Genomic DNA, 15018 nt, shown 5'->3' on the forward strand with positions numbered 1-15018 from the left:
TGGATTGTTACTTGCCCGACTTGACCTTGGTCCAGCTGCGGGTCATCAAACGTTGCACCTTGGGTGGCAACTCGGCGTTGACGAACATCTTGTCCAGCACTTCCTGCGGTGGGTAAACCGCGGCGTCAGTCCTCACGGCCTGGTCCATCAGGTCGCCAGCCTTGGGGTTCGGGTTGGCGTAACCGACGTAATCACTGACCTGGGCGATCACCTCAGGTTTCAGCAAATAGTTGATGAAGGCGTGGGCCTCCTTGACGTTGCGGGCGTCCTTGGGAATCGCCAGCACATCGAACCAGAGGTTGCCGCCTTCCTTGGGAATGGCGTAGGCCAGTTTCACGCCCTTTTTCGCCTCTTCGGCGCGGGCTTTGGCCTGGAACACGTCGCCGGAGAAACCGGCGGCCACGCAGATATCGCCGTTGGCGAGATCGGAGATGTACTTCGAGGAGTGGAAGTAGGTCACGTACGGGCGCACGGCCAGCAGTTTCTCTTCCGCCTTCTGGTAGTCCTTGGGGTTGCTGCTGTTTGGGTCCAGGCCCATGTAGTTGAGCACCGCCGGGAGCATCTCGTCGGCCGAGTCGAGGAAGGCCACGCCGCATTTGCTGAGCTTCTTCATGTTCTCGGGCTCGAACAGCACCGCCCAGGAGTCGATCTGGTCGGTGCCCAGTACCGCCTTGACCTTCTCGACGTTGTAGCCGATGCCATTGGTGCCCCACAGGTAGGGGACGGCGTACAGGTTGCCCGGATCGTTCTTTTCCAGGCGCTTCATCAGCGCCGGGTCGAGGTTCGCGTAGTTGGGCAGCAGGTTGCGGTCGAGCTTCTGGAACGCGCCCGCCTTGATCTGCTTGCCGAGGAAATGGTTGGACGGCACGACCACGTCATAGCCGGTGCGTCCGGCCAGCAGTTTGCCTTCCAGCGTCTCGTTGCTGTCGAAGACGTCGTATTTCGGGGTGATGCCGGTTTCCTTCTGGAACTCGGCGAGGGTATTCGGGCCAACGTAGTCGGACCAGTTGTAGATGTGCACCGTGGGCGCCGCTTGGACGCTGCAAGCCAGCGTCAGACCCGCTCCGGCCATCAAGGCCTTGCGAAAAACAGAAATAGACAAGTGGGTGGTCCTCACAATCAGTGCCTCAAGTGGCGGAAAAACTCGGCCGCACACGCAAAACCGGCGCGCAACTTACCTTCACGGCGTGGATGCCGCAAACTTATTTGCCGTTACCTGCCTCTGGGCCGGGAACCCCCGGCCCAGAGGGCCTTGCATCGGGCTTACTTGCCCGACTTGATCTTGGTCCAGCTGCGGGTGATCAGGCGCAGGGTGCCTGCATCCTGGTCAGAGATCGCATACAGCTGCTTCTTCACTTCAGCCGACGGGTAAATGGCCGGGTCGCTGGTGATGTCCTTGTCCACCAGCGGCGTGGCCGCCTTGTTACCGTTGGGGAAGCGCACAGCATTGGTGATCTCGGCCATGACTTCCGGCTGCAGCAGGAAGTTCATCCATTGATAGGCGGCGTCGACGTTCTCGGCATCTTTCGGAATCGCAACCATGTCGTAGAAGGTACCGGCACCTTCTTTCGGAATGGTGTAGGCCAGCTTGACCTTGTCACCGGCCTCATGAGCACGGGCCTTGGATTGCTCCAGATCGCCCGAGTAGCCGACGGCTACGCAAATATTGCCGTTGGCCAGGTCGGAAATGTACTTGGACGAGTGAAAGTAGGTAATCGAAGGACGGATCTTAAGGAACAGATCTTCAGCGGCTTTCAGATCAGCCTTGTCCTTGCTGGCGGTCGGTTTGCCCAGGTAGTGCAGGGCGGCCGGAATCATTTCGGTCGGCGCATCCAGGAAGCTCACGCCGCAGCTCTTGAGCTTGGCGATGTTCTCGGGCTTGAACACGACATCCCACGAGTCGATCTTGTCCACGCCCAACGCGGCCTTGACCTTCTCCGGGTTGTAGCCAATACCGATGGAGCCCCACATGTACGGGAAGGCGTGCTTGTTGCCTGGGTCGCTGGCGTCGCCGACGGCCTTGAGCAAGTCTTCGTCAAGGTTCTTCCAGTTCGGCAGTTTGCTCTTGTCCAGTTCCTGATATACGCCGGCCTTGATCTGCTTGGCCAGGAAGTTGTTGGACGGCACGACGATGTCGTAACCCGACTTGCCCGCCAGCAGCTTGGCTTCCAGGGTCTCGTTGCTGTCAAAGACGTCGTAGACCACCTTGATACCGGTCTGCTTCTCAAACTTGGCCACGGTTTCTGGTGCGATGTAGTCCGACCAGTTGTAGACGTGCAGCACCTTGTCGTCAGCCTGAACAGCGGTGGCCATGGCACCCATCAGGGCGGCGGCCAGCAGCGTCTTGCCCAATTTCTTCATGCGTAATGCTCCAGAATTTATTATCAAGCCATCTGTTCAGCAGCCAGGTACCACGGGACGCGCGTTGGGCGACTAAACAGCCGTTAGTCTGGCAAGTTACAAGGCGCTGTTTCAACAGAAGCAGGGCCTTGCAACGACATTAATGTCACCTCGCCAGCCTAGCAGACTGTCATTTCACCGCTTCGTAGGTCAGATCCAGGCACTTGCGCGCCTTTTCCACCAGTTCGTCGATCTCTTCGCGACTGATCATCAGCGGCGGCGCGATGATCATGGTGTCGCCCACCGCGCGCATCACCAGGCCGTTCTCGAAGCAGTGGGTGCGGCAGATCATGCCGACGCCCTTGCCCTCGTAGCGGCTGCGGGTGGCCTTGTCCTTGACCAGCTCGATCGCGCCGAGCAGGCCCAGGCCGCGTACCTCGCCCACCAGCGGGTGGTCCTGCAGCTCACGCAGTCGTTTTTGCAAATACGGTGCCGTTTCGGTGCGGGCACGCTCGACAATCTTCTCGTCACGCAGGATGCGCAGGTTTTCCAGGCCCACCGCCGCCGCCACCGGGTGGCCGGAGTAGGTGAAGCCGTGGTTGAAATCGCCGCCTTCGCTGATCACCTTGGCCACTTTGTCACGCACGATCACACCGCCCATGGGGATGTAACCGGAAGTCAGGCCCTTGGCGATGGTCATCAGGTCGGGCGCAAGGTCGTAGTAGTCGGAGCCGAACCACTCGCCGGTGCGACCAAAACCGCAGATCACTTCGTCGGCGACGAACAGGATGTCGTACTTGGCGAGGATCTCCTTGACCTTCGGCCAGTAGGTGTCCGGCGGAATGATCACCCCACCCGCGCCCTGGATCGGCTCGGCGATGAACGCGGCGACGTTGTCCTCGCCGACTTCGAGAATTTTCTTCTCCAGCTGTTCGGCCGCCCACACGCCGAACTCGTCCGGGGTCATGTCGCCACCCTCGCCGAACCAGTACGGCTGCGGGATATGCACGATGCCCGGGATCGGCAGACCGCCCTGCTCGTGCATGCCGCTCATGCCGCCGAGGCACGCACCTGCGAAGGTGGAGCCGTGGTAGCCGTTGATGCGGCCGATGATGGTCTGCTTGTGCGGTTTACCCTTGAGCGCCCAGTAGTGGCGAACCATGCGCAGCACGGTGTCGTTGCCCTCGGAACCGGAGCCGGTGAAGAACACATGGGTCATGCCCTCGGGCGCCACGTCGGTGATCGCCTTGGCCAGCTCCAGCGCCGGCGGGTGGGCGGTCTGGAAGAACAGGTTGTAGTACGGCAGTTCGCGCATCTGCTTTTCTGCCGCCTGCACCAGCTCTTCGCGGCCATAGCCGACCGCCACGCACCACAGGCCAGCCATGCCGTCGAGGATCTTGTGCCCCTCGCTGTCCCACAAATGCACGCCCTGCGCCTTGGTGATGATGCGCGGCCCCTTCTCCTTCAGCTGCTTGTAGTCACTGAAAGGTGCAAGGTGGTGCTCGCCGCTCAGGGTTTGCCATTCACGGGTTTGCGGGTTGTTGACGCTCATGTGCCTCTCCATTTTCCGGTGGCCGCCCGCAGGCGGCCTCAGGGTTGATCACACAGCAAACAGCAGGAACTCACGCTCCCAGGAGCTGATGACGCGCTTGAAGTTCTCATGCTCGGCGCGCTTGGTGGCGACGTAGCCGGTGATGAATTTCTTGCCCAGGTACTGCACCAGCGCGCGGCTGTTCTCCATGCGCTCCAGGGCGTCCTCGATGGTCAGCGGCAGGCGCAGGTTGCGCCGCTCGTAGCCACGGCCCTGCACCGGCGCGCTGGCCTCGATGCCCTCGACCATGCCGATGTAGCCACACAGCAGGCTGGCGGCGATGGCCAGGTAGGGGTTGGCGTCGGCGCCCGGCAGGCGGTTCTCGACCCGGCGGTTCTGCGGGCCGGCATCCGGCACGCGCAGGCCGACGGTACGGTTCTCTTCGCCCCACTCGACGTTCACCGGCGCCGAGGTGTCCGGCAGGAAGCGGCGGAACGAGTTGACGTTGGGGGCGAACAGCGGCAGCGCCTCGGGGATGAACTTCTGCAGGCCGCCGATGTGGTGCAGGAACAGCTCGCTCATGCTGCCGTCGGCGTTGGAAAAGATGTTCTTGCCGGTGGCCACGTCGACCACGCTCTGGTGCAGGTGCATCGCGCTGCCCGGCTCGCCGGTCATGGGCTTGGCCATGAAGGTGGCGGCCACGTTGTGCTTGAGCGCGGCCTCGCGCATGGTGCGCTTGAACACCAGGATCTGGTCGGCCAGGTGCAGGGCATCGCCGTGACGGAAGTTGATTTCCATCTGCGCGGTGCCGTCTTCGTGGATCAGCGTGTCGAGGTCCAGCTGCTGCAGTTCGCACCAGTCGTAGACATCTTCGAACAGCGGGTCGAATTCGTTGGCCGCCTCGATGGAGAACGACTGTCGGCCAGTTTCCGGGCGGCCGGAACGGCCCACCGGCGGCTGCAGCGGAAAGTCCGGGTCTTCGCTACGCTTGGTGAGGTAGAACTCCATCTCGGGCGCGACGATCGGCTGCCAGCCCTTGTCGGCATAGAGTTTCAGGACCTTCTTCAATACGTTGCGCGGCGACAGCTCGACCGGGTTGCCCTTCTTGTCGTAGGTGTCGTGGATCACCTGGGCGGTCGGCTCGATGGCCCATGGCACGAGAAACACCGCGTTCTCGTCGGGGCGGCAGATCATGTCGATGTCGGCCGGGTCGAGCAGTTCGTAATAGATGTCGTCGTCGACGTAGTCGCCGGTCACGGTCTGCAGCAGCACGCTCTCGGGCAGGCGCATGCCTTTCTCGGCGATGAATTTGTTGGTGGGCGAGATCTTGCCGCGGGTGATGCCGGTCAGGTCGCTGATCAGGCATTCCACTTCGGTGATCTTGTGCTCTTTCAACCAATCGGTGAGCTGGTCGAGGTTGTGACTCATAAATACCTCAGGAGGTAATGTGGCGCGATTGCAGGCAACCGGCGGCCACTGACGCCAGGCGTCGGGCAAAGTCGGCGCGCAGGGCGCCGAGGGGCCTGGAAAGGCCCGCGCCTTGATTCTGGATGCTGTGCATGGCTAAAGCAAAACCCCACGCGCGGGACCACAGCGGATACACACCGCGAGTGCGTGTCCGAGCAGAAAGCGAAGGGCAGAAGGAAAGGAGGTGTAGCGGTAAAGCGTTACGAGGTATGGTTTTTTTACGCGAACCGTCAATTATTGCGGCCAGCGCGGCGCCCCTTCGATGCAGGCGTGCGATGACCGGACGGCAACCGGGAGATGTACCTGAACGCACCGTGCATGCGGCGCTGACAGGTCTCGGCAAGCAGACCATGTGACCCTCGTATTATTGTGTTCTGGGTTGTGACCGAGCTTATCCTCGTTCATTTTTTTACACAACCTCTCCGTAAAAAATAAAACACGCCCTGCTCGGGATAACCCTTCAGGGCGAAAATAGCGGATAATGGCACGCCCCGATATGCAGCAAATCTGCCGTAGATGTGCCATTTAAGGGCATCATGGGCTTGGCTTGACTTCACCTGGTCTTTCCGATTGACTGGGGTTGCAAGCCCCCCTTGATTGATATTTTTAACAACAAAGGTGTTGCATCATGTCGGTACCCCCGCGTGCCGTTCAGCTTAACGAAGCGAACGCGTTCCTTAAGGAACATCCTGAGGTTCTCTACGTTGACCTTCTGATTGCAGATATGAATGGTGTGGTGCGCGGCAAGCGCATAGAGCGCACCAGCCTCCACAAGGTTTACGAGAAAGGCATCAACCTGCCTGCCTCCCTCTTCGCCCTGGATATCAACGGTTCGACCGTCGAAAGCACCGGCCTTGGCCTGGACATCGGCGACGCCGACCGCATCTGCTACCCCATCCCCGGCACCCTCTCCAACGAACCCTGGCAGAAGCGCCCGACCGCGCAGCTGCTGATGACCATGCACGAAATCGAAGGCGAGCCGTTCTTCGCCGACCCGCGTGAAGTGCTGCGCCAGGTGGTGAGCAAGTTCACCGACATGGGCCTGACCATCTGCGCCGCGTTCGAGCTGGAGTTCTACCTGATCGACCAGGAGAACGTGAACGGCCGTCCACAGCCGCCGCGCTCGCCGATCTCGGGCAAGCGCCCGCAGTCGACCCAGGTGTACCTGATCGACGACCTCGACGAATACGCCGACTGCCTGCAGGACATCCTCGAAGGCGCGAAAGAACAAGGCATCCCGGCCGACGCCATCGTCAAGGAAAGCGCCCCGGCGCAGTTCGAAGTCAACCTGCACCACGTCGCCGACCCGCTCAAGGCCTGTGACTACGCAGTACTGCTCAAGCGCCTGATCAAGAACATCGCCTACGACCATGAAATGGACACCACCTTCATGGCCAAGCCCTACCCGGGCCAGGCAGGCAACGGCCTGCATGTACACATTTCCGTGCTGGACAAGGATGGCAACAACATCTTCACCAGCGAGGATCCCGAGCAGAACGCCGCGCTACGTCACGCTGTCGGCGGTGTGCTCGAGACCCTGCCCGCTTCGATGGCGTTCCTCTGCCCGAACGTCAACTCGTACCGCCGTTTCGGTGCGCAGTTCTACGTGCCCAACGCACCGAGCTGGGGCCTGGACAACCGTACCGTGGCCCTGCGCGTGCCGACCGGCTCGCCTGATGCCGTGCGCATCGAGCACCGGGTGGCCGGCGCCGACGCCAACCCGTACCTGATGATGGCGGCCGTGCTGGCCGGCGTGCACCATGGTCTGACCAACAAGATCGAACCGGGCGAGCCGATCGAAGGCAACTCGTACGAGCAGCTGGAGCAGAGCCTGCCGAACAACCTGCGTGATGCCCTGCGCGAGCTGGACGACAGCGAGATCCTCAACAAGTACATCGATCCGAAGTACATCGACATCTTCGTCGCGTGCAAGGAGAGCGAGCTGGAGGAGTTCGAGCATTCGATCTCCGACCTCGAGTACAACTGGTACCTGCACACCGTGTAAACGAAAACGCCGCCCACAAGGGCGGCGTTTTTCTTTGGCCCGCAGATACGCCCATCCATGTGTAGGAGCGGCCTTGCGCCGCGAAAGGGGTGCGAAGCGCCCCCAAGATTTGTGCATCAATTCTGAAATTGCCGGGGCCGCTGCGCGGCCCTTTCCGGCCGGTCCGACGCCTCGGCAAGGCCGCTCCTACAGGGGCCGTACTTGCTGTCAGAGCGACTTCTCGAAAATCTTCGAATTACGCTGGTAGTTGTACAGCGACGCCCGCGCCGCCGGCAGCCGCTCCACACCACTGGGTGCGAAGCCGCGCTCACGGAACCAGTGCGCAGTCCGGGTCGTCAACACGAACAGGGTATTGAGCCCCAGCTTGCGCGCCCGCTCCTCGATGCGCTCGAGCAACTCGTCGCCACGCCCGCCATGCCGGTACTCCGGGTTCACCGCCAGGCACGCCAGCTCCCCGGCCTCGGAGTCGGCAATCGGGTACAGCGCCGCGCAGGCGATGATCATGCCCTCGCGCTCGACCACGCTGAACTGCTCGATCTCCCGCTCCAGCACCTCGCGCGAACGGCGCACCAGAATGCCCTGCTCTTCCAGCGGGCTGATCAGCTCCAGCAGGCCGCCGACATCCTCGATGGTCGCCTCGCGCACCACCTCGAACTGCTCCTGGGACACCAGCGTGCCGCCACCGCCACGGGTGAACAGCTCGGTCAGCAGCGCGCCGTCCTCGGCATAGCTGACGATATGGCTGCGCGCCACGCCGCCCTTGCAGGCCTCGGCGGCGGCATCCAGCAGCTCGGCCTGGTAGTCGCTGCCCAGGCGCTGCAGGTGCGGCGCAATGTGTTGTGGCCGCAGCTCGCGCACCAGCTGGCCATGGGCGTCCAGCAGGCCCGGCTCGGCGCCGAACAGCAGCAGCTTGTCGGCACCCAGCTCGATGGCGGCGCGGGTGGCCACGTCCTCGCAGGCGAGGTTGAAGATCTCGCCGGTCGGCGAATAGCCCAGCGGCGACAGCAGCACGATGGAGCGCTCGTCGAGCAGGCGGTTGATCCCCTTGCGGTCGACCCGGCGCACTTCGCCGGTGTGGTGGTAGTCGACCCCCTCGAGCACACCGATCGGCCGTGCCGTGACCAGGTTGCCGGAGGCTACCCGCAGGCGCGAGCCCTGCATCGGCGAGGCCGCCATGTCCATCGACAGGCGCGCCTCGATGGCCAGGCGCAGGGCGCCGACTGCATCGATCACGCAGTCAAGCGTTGCCGCGTCGGTGATGCGCATGCCGTGATGGTAGTGCGGGGTCAGGCCGCGCGCGGCCAGGCGGCTTTCGATCTGCGGGCGCGAGCCGTGGACCAGCACCAGGCGCACGCCAAGGCTGTGCAGCAGCACCAGGTCGTGGACGATGTTGCCGAAGTTCGGGTGTTCGACGCCGTCACCGGGGAGCATGACCACGAAGGTGCAGTCGCGGTGGGCGTTGATGTAGGGAGACGCATGACGCAGCCAGTTGACGTAATCGGGCATGACAGGGCCTGTGGATAAGTGAACGGAGAACGAAAAGGCGCACAACGTTCGAAAGTCATCGTCGGAACAGGCTTGCGGTCACGCGCGGTCTCCTCTGGTCAGGGAAAGATCAATGGCTCAGGCAATAGTGCCGGATCAGGTCACGCAATAGACGCACGGTAGGCTCGATTCGTGACATTTCAAGGTATTCGCCGGGCTGGTGGGCACAGGCGATGTCACCCGGGCCGAGCACGATGGTCTGGCAACCGAGCTGCTGAAGATAAGGTGCTTCGGTGCCAAAGGCCACCGCTTCGGCGCGGTGGCCGGTCAGACGCTCGGCCACCCGCACCAGTTCGCTGTCGGCGTTCTGCTCGAACGGCGGCACTTCGGGGAACAGCGGCGCATAGTCGATACGCACTTCATGGCGCTCGGCCAATGGCGCGAGCTTGCCGCGGATCGCCGCGCGCAGCTGCTCGACATCCATGCCCGGCAGCGGGCGCAGGTCGAACTCCAGGGCGCACTGGCCACAGATGCGGTTGGGGTTGTCGCCACCGTGGATGCAGCCGAAGTTCAGGGTCGGCGTCGGCACCGTGAACTGCGGGTTGCGGTACTGCTCCTGCCAGGTGCGACGCAGGCCCATCAGCTCGCCCATCACCGCGTGCATGGCTTCCATGGCACTGCGGCCCAGGCTCGGATCCGACGAATGGCCACTGCGGCCGAGGATGTCGATGCGGTCCATGAGGATGCCCTTGTGCATCCTGATCGGCTTGAGCCCGGTGGGTTCGCCGATAACCGCCGCCCGTCCGAGCGGCTGGCCGGCCTCGGCCAGGGCGCGGGCGCCGGACATCGAGCTTTCCTCGTCGCAGGTGGCGAGGATCAGCAGCGGTTGCTTGAAATCGTGTTCGAGCAGCGGGATCACCGCATCGATGACCAGGGCGAAGAAGCCTTTCATGTCGCAGCTGCCCAGCCCGACCCAGCGGCCATCGACCTCGGTCAGCTTGAGCGGATCGCTGCTCCACAGCTGCGGGTCAAAGGGCACGGTATCGCTGTGCCCGGCCAGCACCAGGCCGCCCGGGCCGGTGCCGCGGCTGGCCAGGAGGTTGAACTTGCCGGGGCTGACCTGCTGGATCTCGCAGGTGAAGCCCAGGTCATCCAGCCAGCCGGCCAGCAGGTCGATGACCGCGCGGTTGGACTGGTCCAGCGCGGGTTGAGTGCAACTGACCGAGGGCGCGGCGATCAGGGCGGCGAACTGGTCTTTCAGCGACGGCAACGGCATGCGCGGACTCCTTGGAAGCATGGCCCATCATAGCAACGCGAAAGCCTCGCGGGGCAAGCCTGCAAACCCCAAGAGGAGGCCTTCGTGGAAGCGGGCTTGCCCCGCGATGGCGCAAGCCTGCACACCCTCGCATTCGGATCTGGCAGCATCGCCGGACAAGCCCGCTCCCACGAACAAGGAATCAGGCCGTAACTGCGGTAGACTGCACGCCTACGACGCCCCCTTCCCGAGCCCGCGATGCACAAAGAAACCGAACTCAAACTCCGCGCCAGCCGCGAGACCCTTGCCGCGCTGCGCGAGCACCCCCTGCTGAAGAAGCGCAACAAGTCCGGCTGGCAGACCCGCGAACTGCTCAACCAGTACTTCGACACCCCGGAGCGCGACCTGTCCGCCGCCCGTGTTGCCCTGCGCCTGCGTCGCGATGGCGAGGTCATCATCCAGACCCTCAAGTGCCGTGGCCAGAGCGTCGCCGGGCTGTCCGAGCGCAACGAGCACGAGTGGCACCTGGACAAGGCCAAGCTCGACCTGAAGAAGCTCGACGCCGCCTGCTGGCCCGAGCAACTGGCCGAGCTGGACAAGAAGACCATCAAGCCGCTGTTCACCACCGACTTCACCCGCGAGTACGCCGAGATCTCCTGGGGCCGCGGCAAGGCGAAGGTGGTGATCGAGGCTGCGCTGGACCAGGGTTTCGTCATCGCCGGCAAGCGCAAGGAAGAGATCTGCGAGCTGGAGCTGGAGCTGCGTGAAGGGGCCCCGGAAGCGCTGCTGGAGCTGGCCGCCGAGCTGTCCGCCAGCCTGGCCCTGATGCCCTGCGACATCAGCAAGGCCGAGCGCGGCTACCGCCTGCTCGATCCGGACAGCTACGAGCTGGGCCTGCCGGTGACCGAACTGCAGGCCGAGATGCCGCTGGACGACGCCTACGCCGCCCTCGCCTGGCAACTGCTGGGCAGCAGCCAGCGCCTGGCCGAGCAGTATCGCCACAATGGCCACTGGCGCCTGCTGCAGGACTGGGTTCGCTGCCTGGCCGAACTGCGCGCCCTCACTGCCAGCCTCGGCCAGGCCGCGCCGCGCCCGACCACCCGCGCCCTGCGCGCCAGCCTCGACGCGCTGCTGGAAGACTGGCGCCCGCTGGTGCTGGCCGGCAACGATGACGAGGACATTCGCCGCGCCGCCCCCGAGCAGTTCGCCGAAGAGCTGGAAGACCCGCGCTGGGGCCAGTTCTCCCTGGAGACCGCGCGCTGGCTGAGCGCCCGCGCCTGGACCGCCGAGCGCAAGGGCCGTGGCGAGCGCCAGGGCAACGCGCAGCTGGCCAGCTGGCTGCAGCACCTGCTGGGCGAGGAGTCCCGCGCCCTGAAGCTGCCGCTGTACGTGCAGCGCCCGGAAGACCTGGCCGAGCAGCTGCCGCGCATCGAATGCGTGCAGGCGTGGCTGCACCACGCCCGCCAGGTGCTGGACCTGCCGCAGCAGGACCGTCTCTACGGCGAGCTGAACAAACTGCACGAGCTGGCCGAGCTGCCGCTGGTCGAAGAAGGCAAGGAAGAACTGCTCGAAGCCCGCATCGAGCAGGCCCGCGCCATCGAGCAGAACCGCGCCTGGAAGCATCTGCTCAAGGCCTGAGTCCGCGCCGCCCGCTCCTGCACTGCGTGGGAGCGGGCTTGTTCCACGATCGACGCTTCAGGGTCTCAACGGCAAGCTGGTGGTCGACTTGATCTCCGACAAGGCCACGATCGAGTTCACCTCCTGGATACCCGGCACGTTCGACAGCTTTTCGAAGAAGAACCGCTCGTAAGCCTCGATATCCGAGGTGACGATGCGCAGCAGGAAGTCCACCGCCCCCATCAGCACGTAGCATTCCAGCACTTCGGGAAAACCGCGGATGGCCTCGGTGAACTCGGCGAAATTCGACCGCCCGTGGGCGTTGAGCTTTACCTCGGCGAAGATCTGCGTGTTCAGCCCCACCTTCTTGCGATCCAGCAGGGTCACCTGCCCGCGGATCACACCCTCCTCCTTCAAGCGCTGGATGCGTCGCCAGCACGGCGATTGCGACAGGCCCACGCGCTCGGCGATCTGCGCGCTGGACAGCGACGCGTCCTCCTGCAGCAATTCGAGGATCCGCCGATCATAGGCATCCAATTCGCCATGCATTATCAATTCTCCAAAGCTCAAATTAGCGAATTGAATTATTCATAATGAATGCAAAACACTCAAATCATAGCGAAAAAATGCCACCGCCAACGTGCAAGAATTTCTCCACTTTCGCGGAGAAACGCCATGCACGCAGCCGAACATCCCAGGATCGACGCCTGGGCCGCCAACACCGCCCACAGCACCGTCCACTACCGCCTGCAGGCCGAGGCGGAACCGGACAGCCTGTGCCGGGTGCTCAACCTGTTCGCCCTGCAGTTCCTCACGCCGCACAGCGTGCAGGTCAGCCAGTGCGATGACCTGCTGGACATGGAAATCGGCATCGGCGGCCTGAGCTGGCACCGCGCCGAAGTCATCGCGCAGAAGCTGCGCAACCTGGTCTGCGTGGCCGATGTCAGCCTGGAGTGCCGGCCACGCCTGGCGCAGGCCGCCTCGGCCTGATCGCGCTCCGGCAAGATTCCGAAACCCTTTATTCACCCGACCGCCGCGCCCTCTGGCTAGCCTTGCCAGCGTCATGGATCACCTGGCAGGGATATCGCCATGTTCGCCAACGCTAGCCAAGACCTGGACCTGAACCGCCTGCTCGACGCCTTGCTCGCCGAACAGCGGATCGCCGCCTGCGACGCGCTCAAGGCGCTCGAACGGGCCAGGCAGCACCCTGACAAGCATCCCCTGGAGCTGATTGCCGAGCTGGCCCTGGCAGACCCGTTGCACCCTGGCCAGCACCTGAGCCTCGACGCGCTCTGCCACTGGCTGGCGGGCGTGGTGGGCCAACCGTTCCTGCACATCGACCCGCTGCGGGTCGACCTGACACAGATCGCCAACCTGATGTCCGCGGCCTTCGCCGAACGCCACGGCATTCTCGCCGTGGCAGTGGACGACAGCAGCGTCACCGTGGCCAGCGCCCAACCCTATCGACGTGACTGGGAAGCCGACCTGAGCCAAGCCCTGGGCAAGCGCGTGCAACGGGTGCTGGCCAGTCCACGGCAGATCCGCCAGCTGACGCCCACCTTCTTCGGCCTGGCGCATTCGCTGCGCGGTGCCGGACAGCCCCCTACACCCGGGCTCGGCGAGCTGGAGCAACTGCTGGAGCTCGGCGCTAGCCAAGCGCAGGCGGATGCCGACGATCAGCATGTGGTGCGCATCGTCGACTGGATACTGCAATACGCCATCGAACAGCGCGCCAGCGATATCCACCTGGAACCGCGCCGTGAACTGGGTCACCTGCGCCTGCGCATCGATGGCCTGCTGTACCCCGTCTATGCCTTCCCGGCCGGCGTCGCCCTGGCCATGGTCAGCCGCCTCAAGCACCTGGGCCGGATGAACGTGGCGGAGAAACGCCGGCCACAGGACGGCCGCCTGAAAAGCCGCCTGGCGGATGGCGCGCAGATCGAACTGCGCCTGTCCACGCTGCCCACGCCATTCGGCGAAAAGCTGGTGCTGCGCCTGTTCGATCCGCAGCTACGCCACGAAACCCTCGAGCACCTTGGCCTGGAGGCGCCCTTGCTCACCCAGTGGAAAGCCCTGCTGCAGCGACGCCAGGGTATCCTGCTGGTGACCGGGCCCACCGGCTCGGGCAAGACCAGTACCCTGTACGCCAGCCTGCGCCACCTGGCCACGCCCCAGGTCAACCTGTGCAGCATCGAAGACCCCATCGAGCGACTGGAGCCTGCGATCAACCAGCTGCAGGTGCAACCAGGCCTGGGCCTGGGCTTCGCCGATGGCGTGCGCGCCCTGCTGCGGCAGGACCCGGACATCATCATGATCGGCGAGATCCGCGATCAGGAAACCGCCCAGGTGGCAGTACAAGCGGCCCTGACCGGCCACCTGGTGCTGTCCACCCTGCACACCGACGATGCCTGCGCGGCGATCACCCGCCTGCAGGAGCTGAAGGTGGCCGACTACCTGATCAGGGCCACGTTGCTCGGGGTCATGGCCCAGCGACTGGTGCGCACCCTGTGTCCGTCCTGCCAAGGCATGGAGCACACTGATCGCCCGGCCTGCCAGACCTGCAGGGGCAGCGGCTTTCATGGCCGCACCGGGCTGTTCGAGCTGCTCCGGGTCGGCAGCGCGCTGCGCCAGCGCATTACCCCGGGCGCCGATCTGGAGGCGCTGCGCCAGCAGGCGGCCGCCGATGGCCTGCACGACCTGCGCCGCTGCGGGCGCAGGCTGGCCGAGCAACGGCTGACCTCCCTCGAGGAAGTGCTGCGGGTCTGTGGATAAGTAAGAAATCCCCTGTGTGGTCGGGAACTTGGCAGCGGAAAACCGGATCAAACCGGCATTCCGACAGCCCTCATCGACCGAGGTGATTCATCATGCGTTTCAAAACAGCCATCGCAGCCACCGTCCTCTGCTCGCTGCCCCTTGGCTCCGCCATGGCCGACACGTTCTGGCGCAACATCATCTCCTCCGGTGCCACCACTGCCTCGACCTACCTGACCTTCAAGGATCACAAGCTGATCGTCGCCGCCCAGGACGACGCCGGCAGCTTCGTCGCCAGCGAAGGCGCCATCCGCGGGCCGTTCCTGGAAGCCGCGATCCGCCAGGTGCGCGCGGACAACCCGGGCGTCCAGGCCAGCGACATGGAGCTGGCCAACGCGATCCTGGCCAAGAACGCCGTGGCCGAGTAATCATTCAAAACAATCGCTCCCTTCTGTAGGAGCGGCCTTGTGCCGCGAAAGGGCCGAAAGCGGCTCCGGCGATATCAGCTTGGTCCACGAATCGCCGGGGGTGCTTCGCACCCCTTTTCGCGGCACAAGGTGCACCCCT

General features: G+C 64.0%; 12 protein-coding genes. 5 read left to right on the forward strand and 7 right to left on the reverse strand.

What is annotated here, in order from left to right; genetic code table 11:
- Positions 1–7: 7 nt before the first annotated feature.
- The 4 genes from NMG10_RS12305 to NMG10_RS12320 form a co-directional block, all read right to left on the reverse strand.
- Positions 8–1102 carry a polyamine ABC transporter substrate-binding protein gene (locus NMG10_RS12305; RefSeq protein ID WP_232854990.1) on the reverse strand — a complete coding sequence of 365 codons (1095 nt, stop codon included), beginning with the start codon at positions 1100–1102 and terminating at the stop codon, positions 8–10.
- Between the two features lie 161 nt (positions 1103–1263).
- Complete coding sequence (locus NMG10_RS12310; protein WP_232854989.1) at positions 1264–2361, reverse strand: polyamine ABC transporter substrate-binding protein; 1098 nt, start codon at positions 2359–2361, stop codon at positions 1264–1266.
- A gap of 169 nt (positions 2362–2530) precedes the next feature.
- Positions 2531–3892: an aspartate aminotransferase family protein gene (locus NMG10_RS12315; RefSeq protein ID WP_254464436.1), complete on the reverse strand. Its 1362-nt coding sequence runs from the start codon at positions 3890–3892 to the stop codon at positions 2531–2533.
- 48 nt (positions 3893–3940) lie between these two features.
- Positions 3941–5299: a glutamine synthetase family protein gene (locus tag NMG10_RS12320; RefSeq protein WP_028688542.1), complete on the reverse strand. Its 1359-nt coding sequence runs from the start codon at positions 5297–5299 to the stop codon at positions 3941–3943.
- A gap of 667 nt (positions 5300–5966) precedes the next feature.
- Between NMG10_RS12320 and NMG10_RS12325 the strand changes: the two genes are divergently transcribed.
- Complete coding sequence (locus NMG10_RS12325; RefSeq protein WP_110734219.1) at positions 5967–7343, forward strand: glutamine synthetase family protein; 1377 nt, start codon at positions 5967–5969, stop codon at positions 7341–7343.
- Between the two features lie 207 nt (positions 7344–7550).
- On the opposite strand, the gene argA is transcribed toward NMG10_RS12325, so the two are convergent.
- Both argA and argE read right to left on the reverse strand, forming a co-directional pair.
- Positions 7551–8849 carry an amino-acid N-acetyltransferase gene (argA, locus tag NMG10_RS12330; protein ID WP_254464437.1) on the reverse strand — a complete coding sequence of 433 codons (1299 nt, stop codon included), beginning with the start codon at positions 8847–8849 and terminating at the stop codon, positions 7551–7553.
- A 109-nt stretch (positions 8850–8958) separates the two neighbouring features.
- Positions 8959–10104, reverse strand: a complete 1146-nt coding sequence (gene argE / locus NMG10_RS12335) for an acetylornithine deacetylase (protein ID WP_254464438.1) — start codon at positions 10102–10104, stop codon at positions 8959–8961.
- Positions 10105–10341: 237 nt separating this feature from the next.
- Here argE and NMG10_RS12340 point away from each other — a divergent pair, with 237 nt between their 5' ends.
- A complete protein-coding gene (locus NMG10_RS12340; RefSeq protein WP_254464439.1) occupies positions 10342–11721 on the forward strand; it encodes an inorganic triphosphatase in 1380 nt (459 codons plus the stop codon).
- A gap of 57 nt (positions 11722–11778) precedes the next feature.
- Here NMG10_RS12340 and NMG10_RS12345 read toward each other — a convergent pair whose 3' ends face one another.
- Positions 11779–12249, reverse strand: coding sequence for an Lrp/AsnC family transcriptional regulator (locus NMG10_RS12345; protein ID WP_050707492.1), 471 nt, complete (start codon positions 12247–12249; stop codon positions 11779–11781).
- 126 nt (positions 12250–12375) lie between these two features.
- On the opposite strand from NMG10_RS12345, the gene NMG10_RS12350 reads away from it, so the two are divergent.
- The 3 genes from NMG10_RS12350 (at position 12376) to NMG10_RS12360 (ending at position 14879) form a co-directional block, all read left to right on the forward strand.
- Positions 12376–12690 (forward strand): hypothetical protein, encoded by a 315-nt coding sequence (locus NMG10_RS12350; RefSeq protein ID WP_203649577.1) that lies wholly within the window; start codon positions 12376–12378, stop codon positions 12688–12690.
- Between the two features lie 99 nt (positions 12691–12789).
- Positions 12790–14472 (forward strand): GspE/PulE family protein, encoded by a 1683-nt coding sequence (locus tag NMG10_RS12355; RefSeq protein WP_254464440.1) that lies wholly within the window; start codon positions 12790–12792, stop codon positions 14470–14472.
- A 92-nt stretch (positions 14473–14564) separates the two neighbouring features.
- A complete protein-coding gene (locus NMG10_RS12360) occupies positions 14565–14879 on the forward strand; it encodes a DUF2388 domain-containing protein (protein ID WP_028688550.1) in 315 nt (104 codons plus the stop codon).
- Positions 14880–15018 lie beyond the last annotated feature (139 nt).

The sequence above is a fragment of the Pseudomonas sp. DVZ6 genome (genome assembly GCF_024259445.1).
Classification (GTDB): domain Bacteria; phylum Pseudomonadota; class Gammaproteobacteria; order Pseudomonadales; family Pseudomonadaceae; genus Aquipseudomonas; species Aquipseudomonas peradeniyensis.

Excerpts from the sequence above, each read along its gene's own strand:
- NMG10_RS12310 (WP_232854989.1), bottom strand. The coding sequence starts at position 2,361 with ATGAAGAAATTGGGCAAGACGCTGCTGGCCGCCGCCCTGATGGGTGCC.
- NMG10_RS12315 (WP_254464436.1), bottom strand. The coding sequence starts at position 3,892 with ATGAGCGTCAACAACCCGCAAACCCGTGAATGGCAAACCCTGAGCGGC.
- NMG10_RS12320 (WP_028688542.1), bottom strand. The coding sequence starts at position 5,299 with ATGAGTCACAACCTCGACCAGCTCACCGATTGGTTGAAAGAGCACAAG.
- NMG10_RS12325 (WP_110734219.1), top strand. The coding sequence starts at position 5,967 with ATGTCGGTACCCCCGCGTGCCGTTCAGCTTAACGAAGCGAACGCGTTC.
- argA (WP_254464437.1), bottom strand. The coding sequence starts at position 8,849 with ATGCCCGATTACGTCAACTGGCTGCGTCATGCGTCTCCCTACATCAAC.
- argE (WP_254464438.1), bottom strand. The coding sequence starts at position 10,104 with ATGCCGTTGCCGTCGCTGAAAGACCAGTTCGCCGCCCTGATCGCCGCG.
- NMG10_RS12340 (WP_254464439.1), top strand. The coding sequence starts at position 10,342 with ATGCACAAAGAAACCGAACTCAAACTCCGCGCCAGCCGCGAGACCCTT.
- NMG10_RS12345 (WP_050707492.1), bottom strand. The coding sequence starts at position 12,249 with ATGCATGGCGAATTGGATGCCTATGATCGGCGGATCCTCGAATTGCTG.
- NMG10_RS12350 (WP_203649577.1), top strand. The coding sequence starts at position 12,376 with ATGCACGCAGCCGAACATCCCAGGATCGACGCCTGGGCCGCCAACACC.
- NMG10_RS12355 (WP_254464440.1), top strand. The coding sequence starts at position 12,790 with ATGTTCGCCAACGCTAGCCAAGACCTGGACCTGAACCGCCTGCTCGAC.
- NMG10_RS12360 (WP_028688550.1), top strand. The coding sequence starts at position 14,565 with ATGCGTTTCAAAACAGCCATCGCAGCCACCGTCCTCTGCTCGCTGCCC.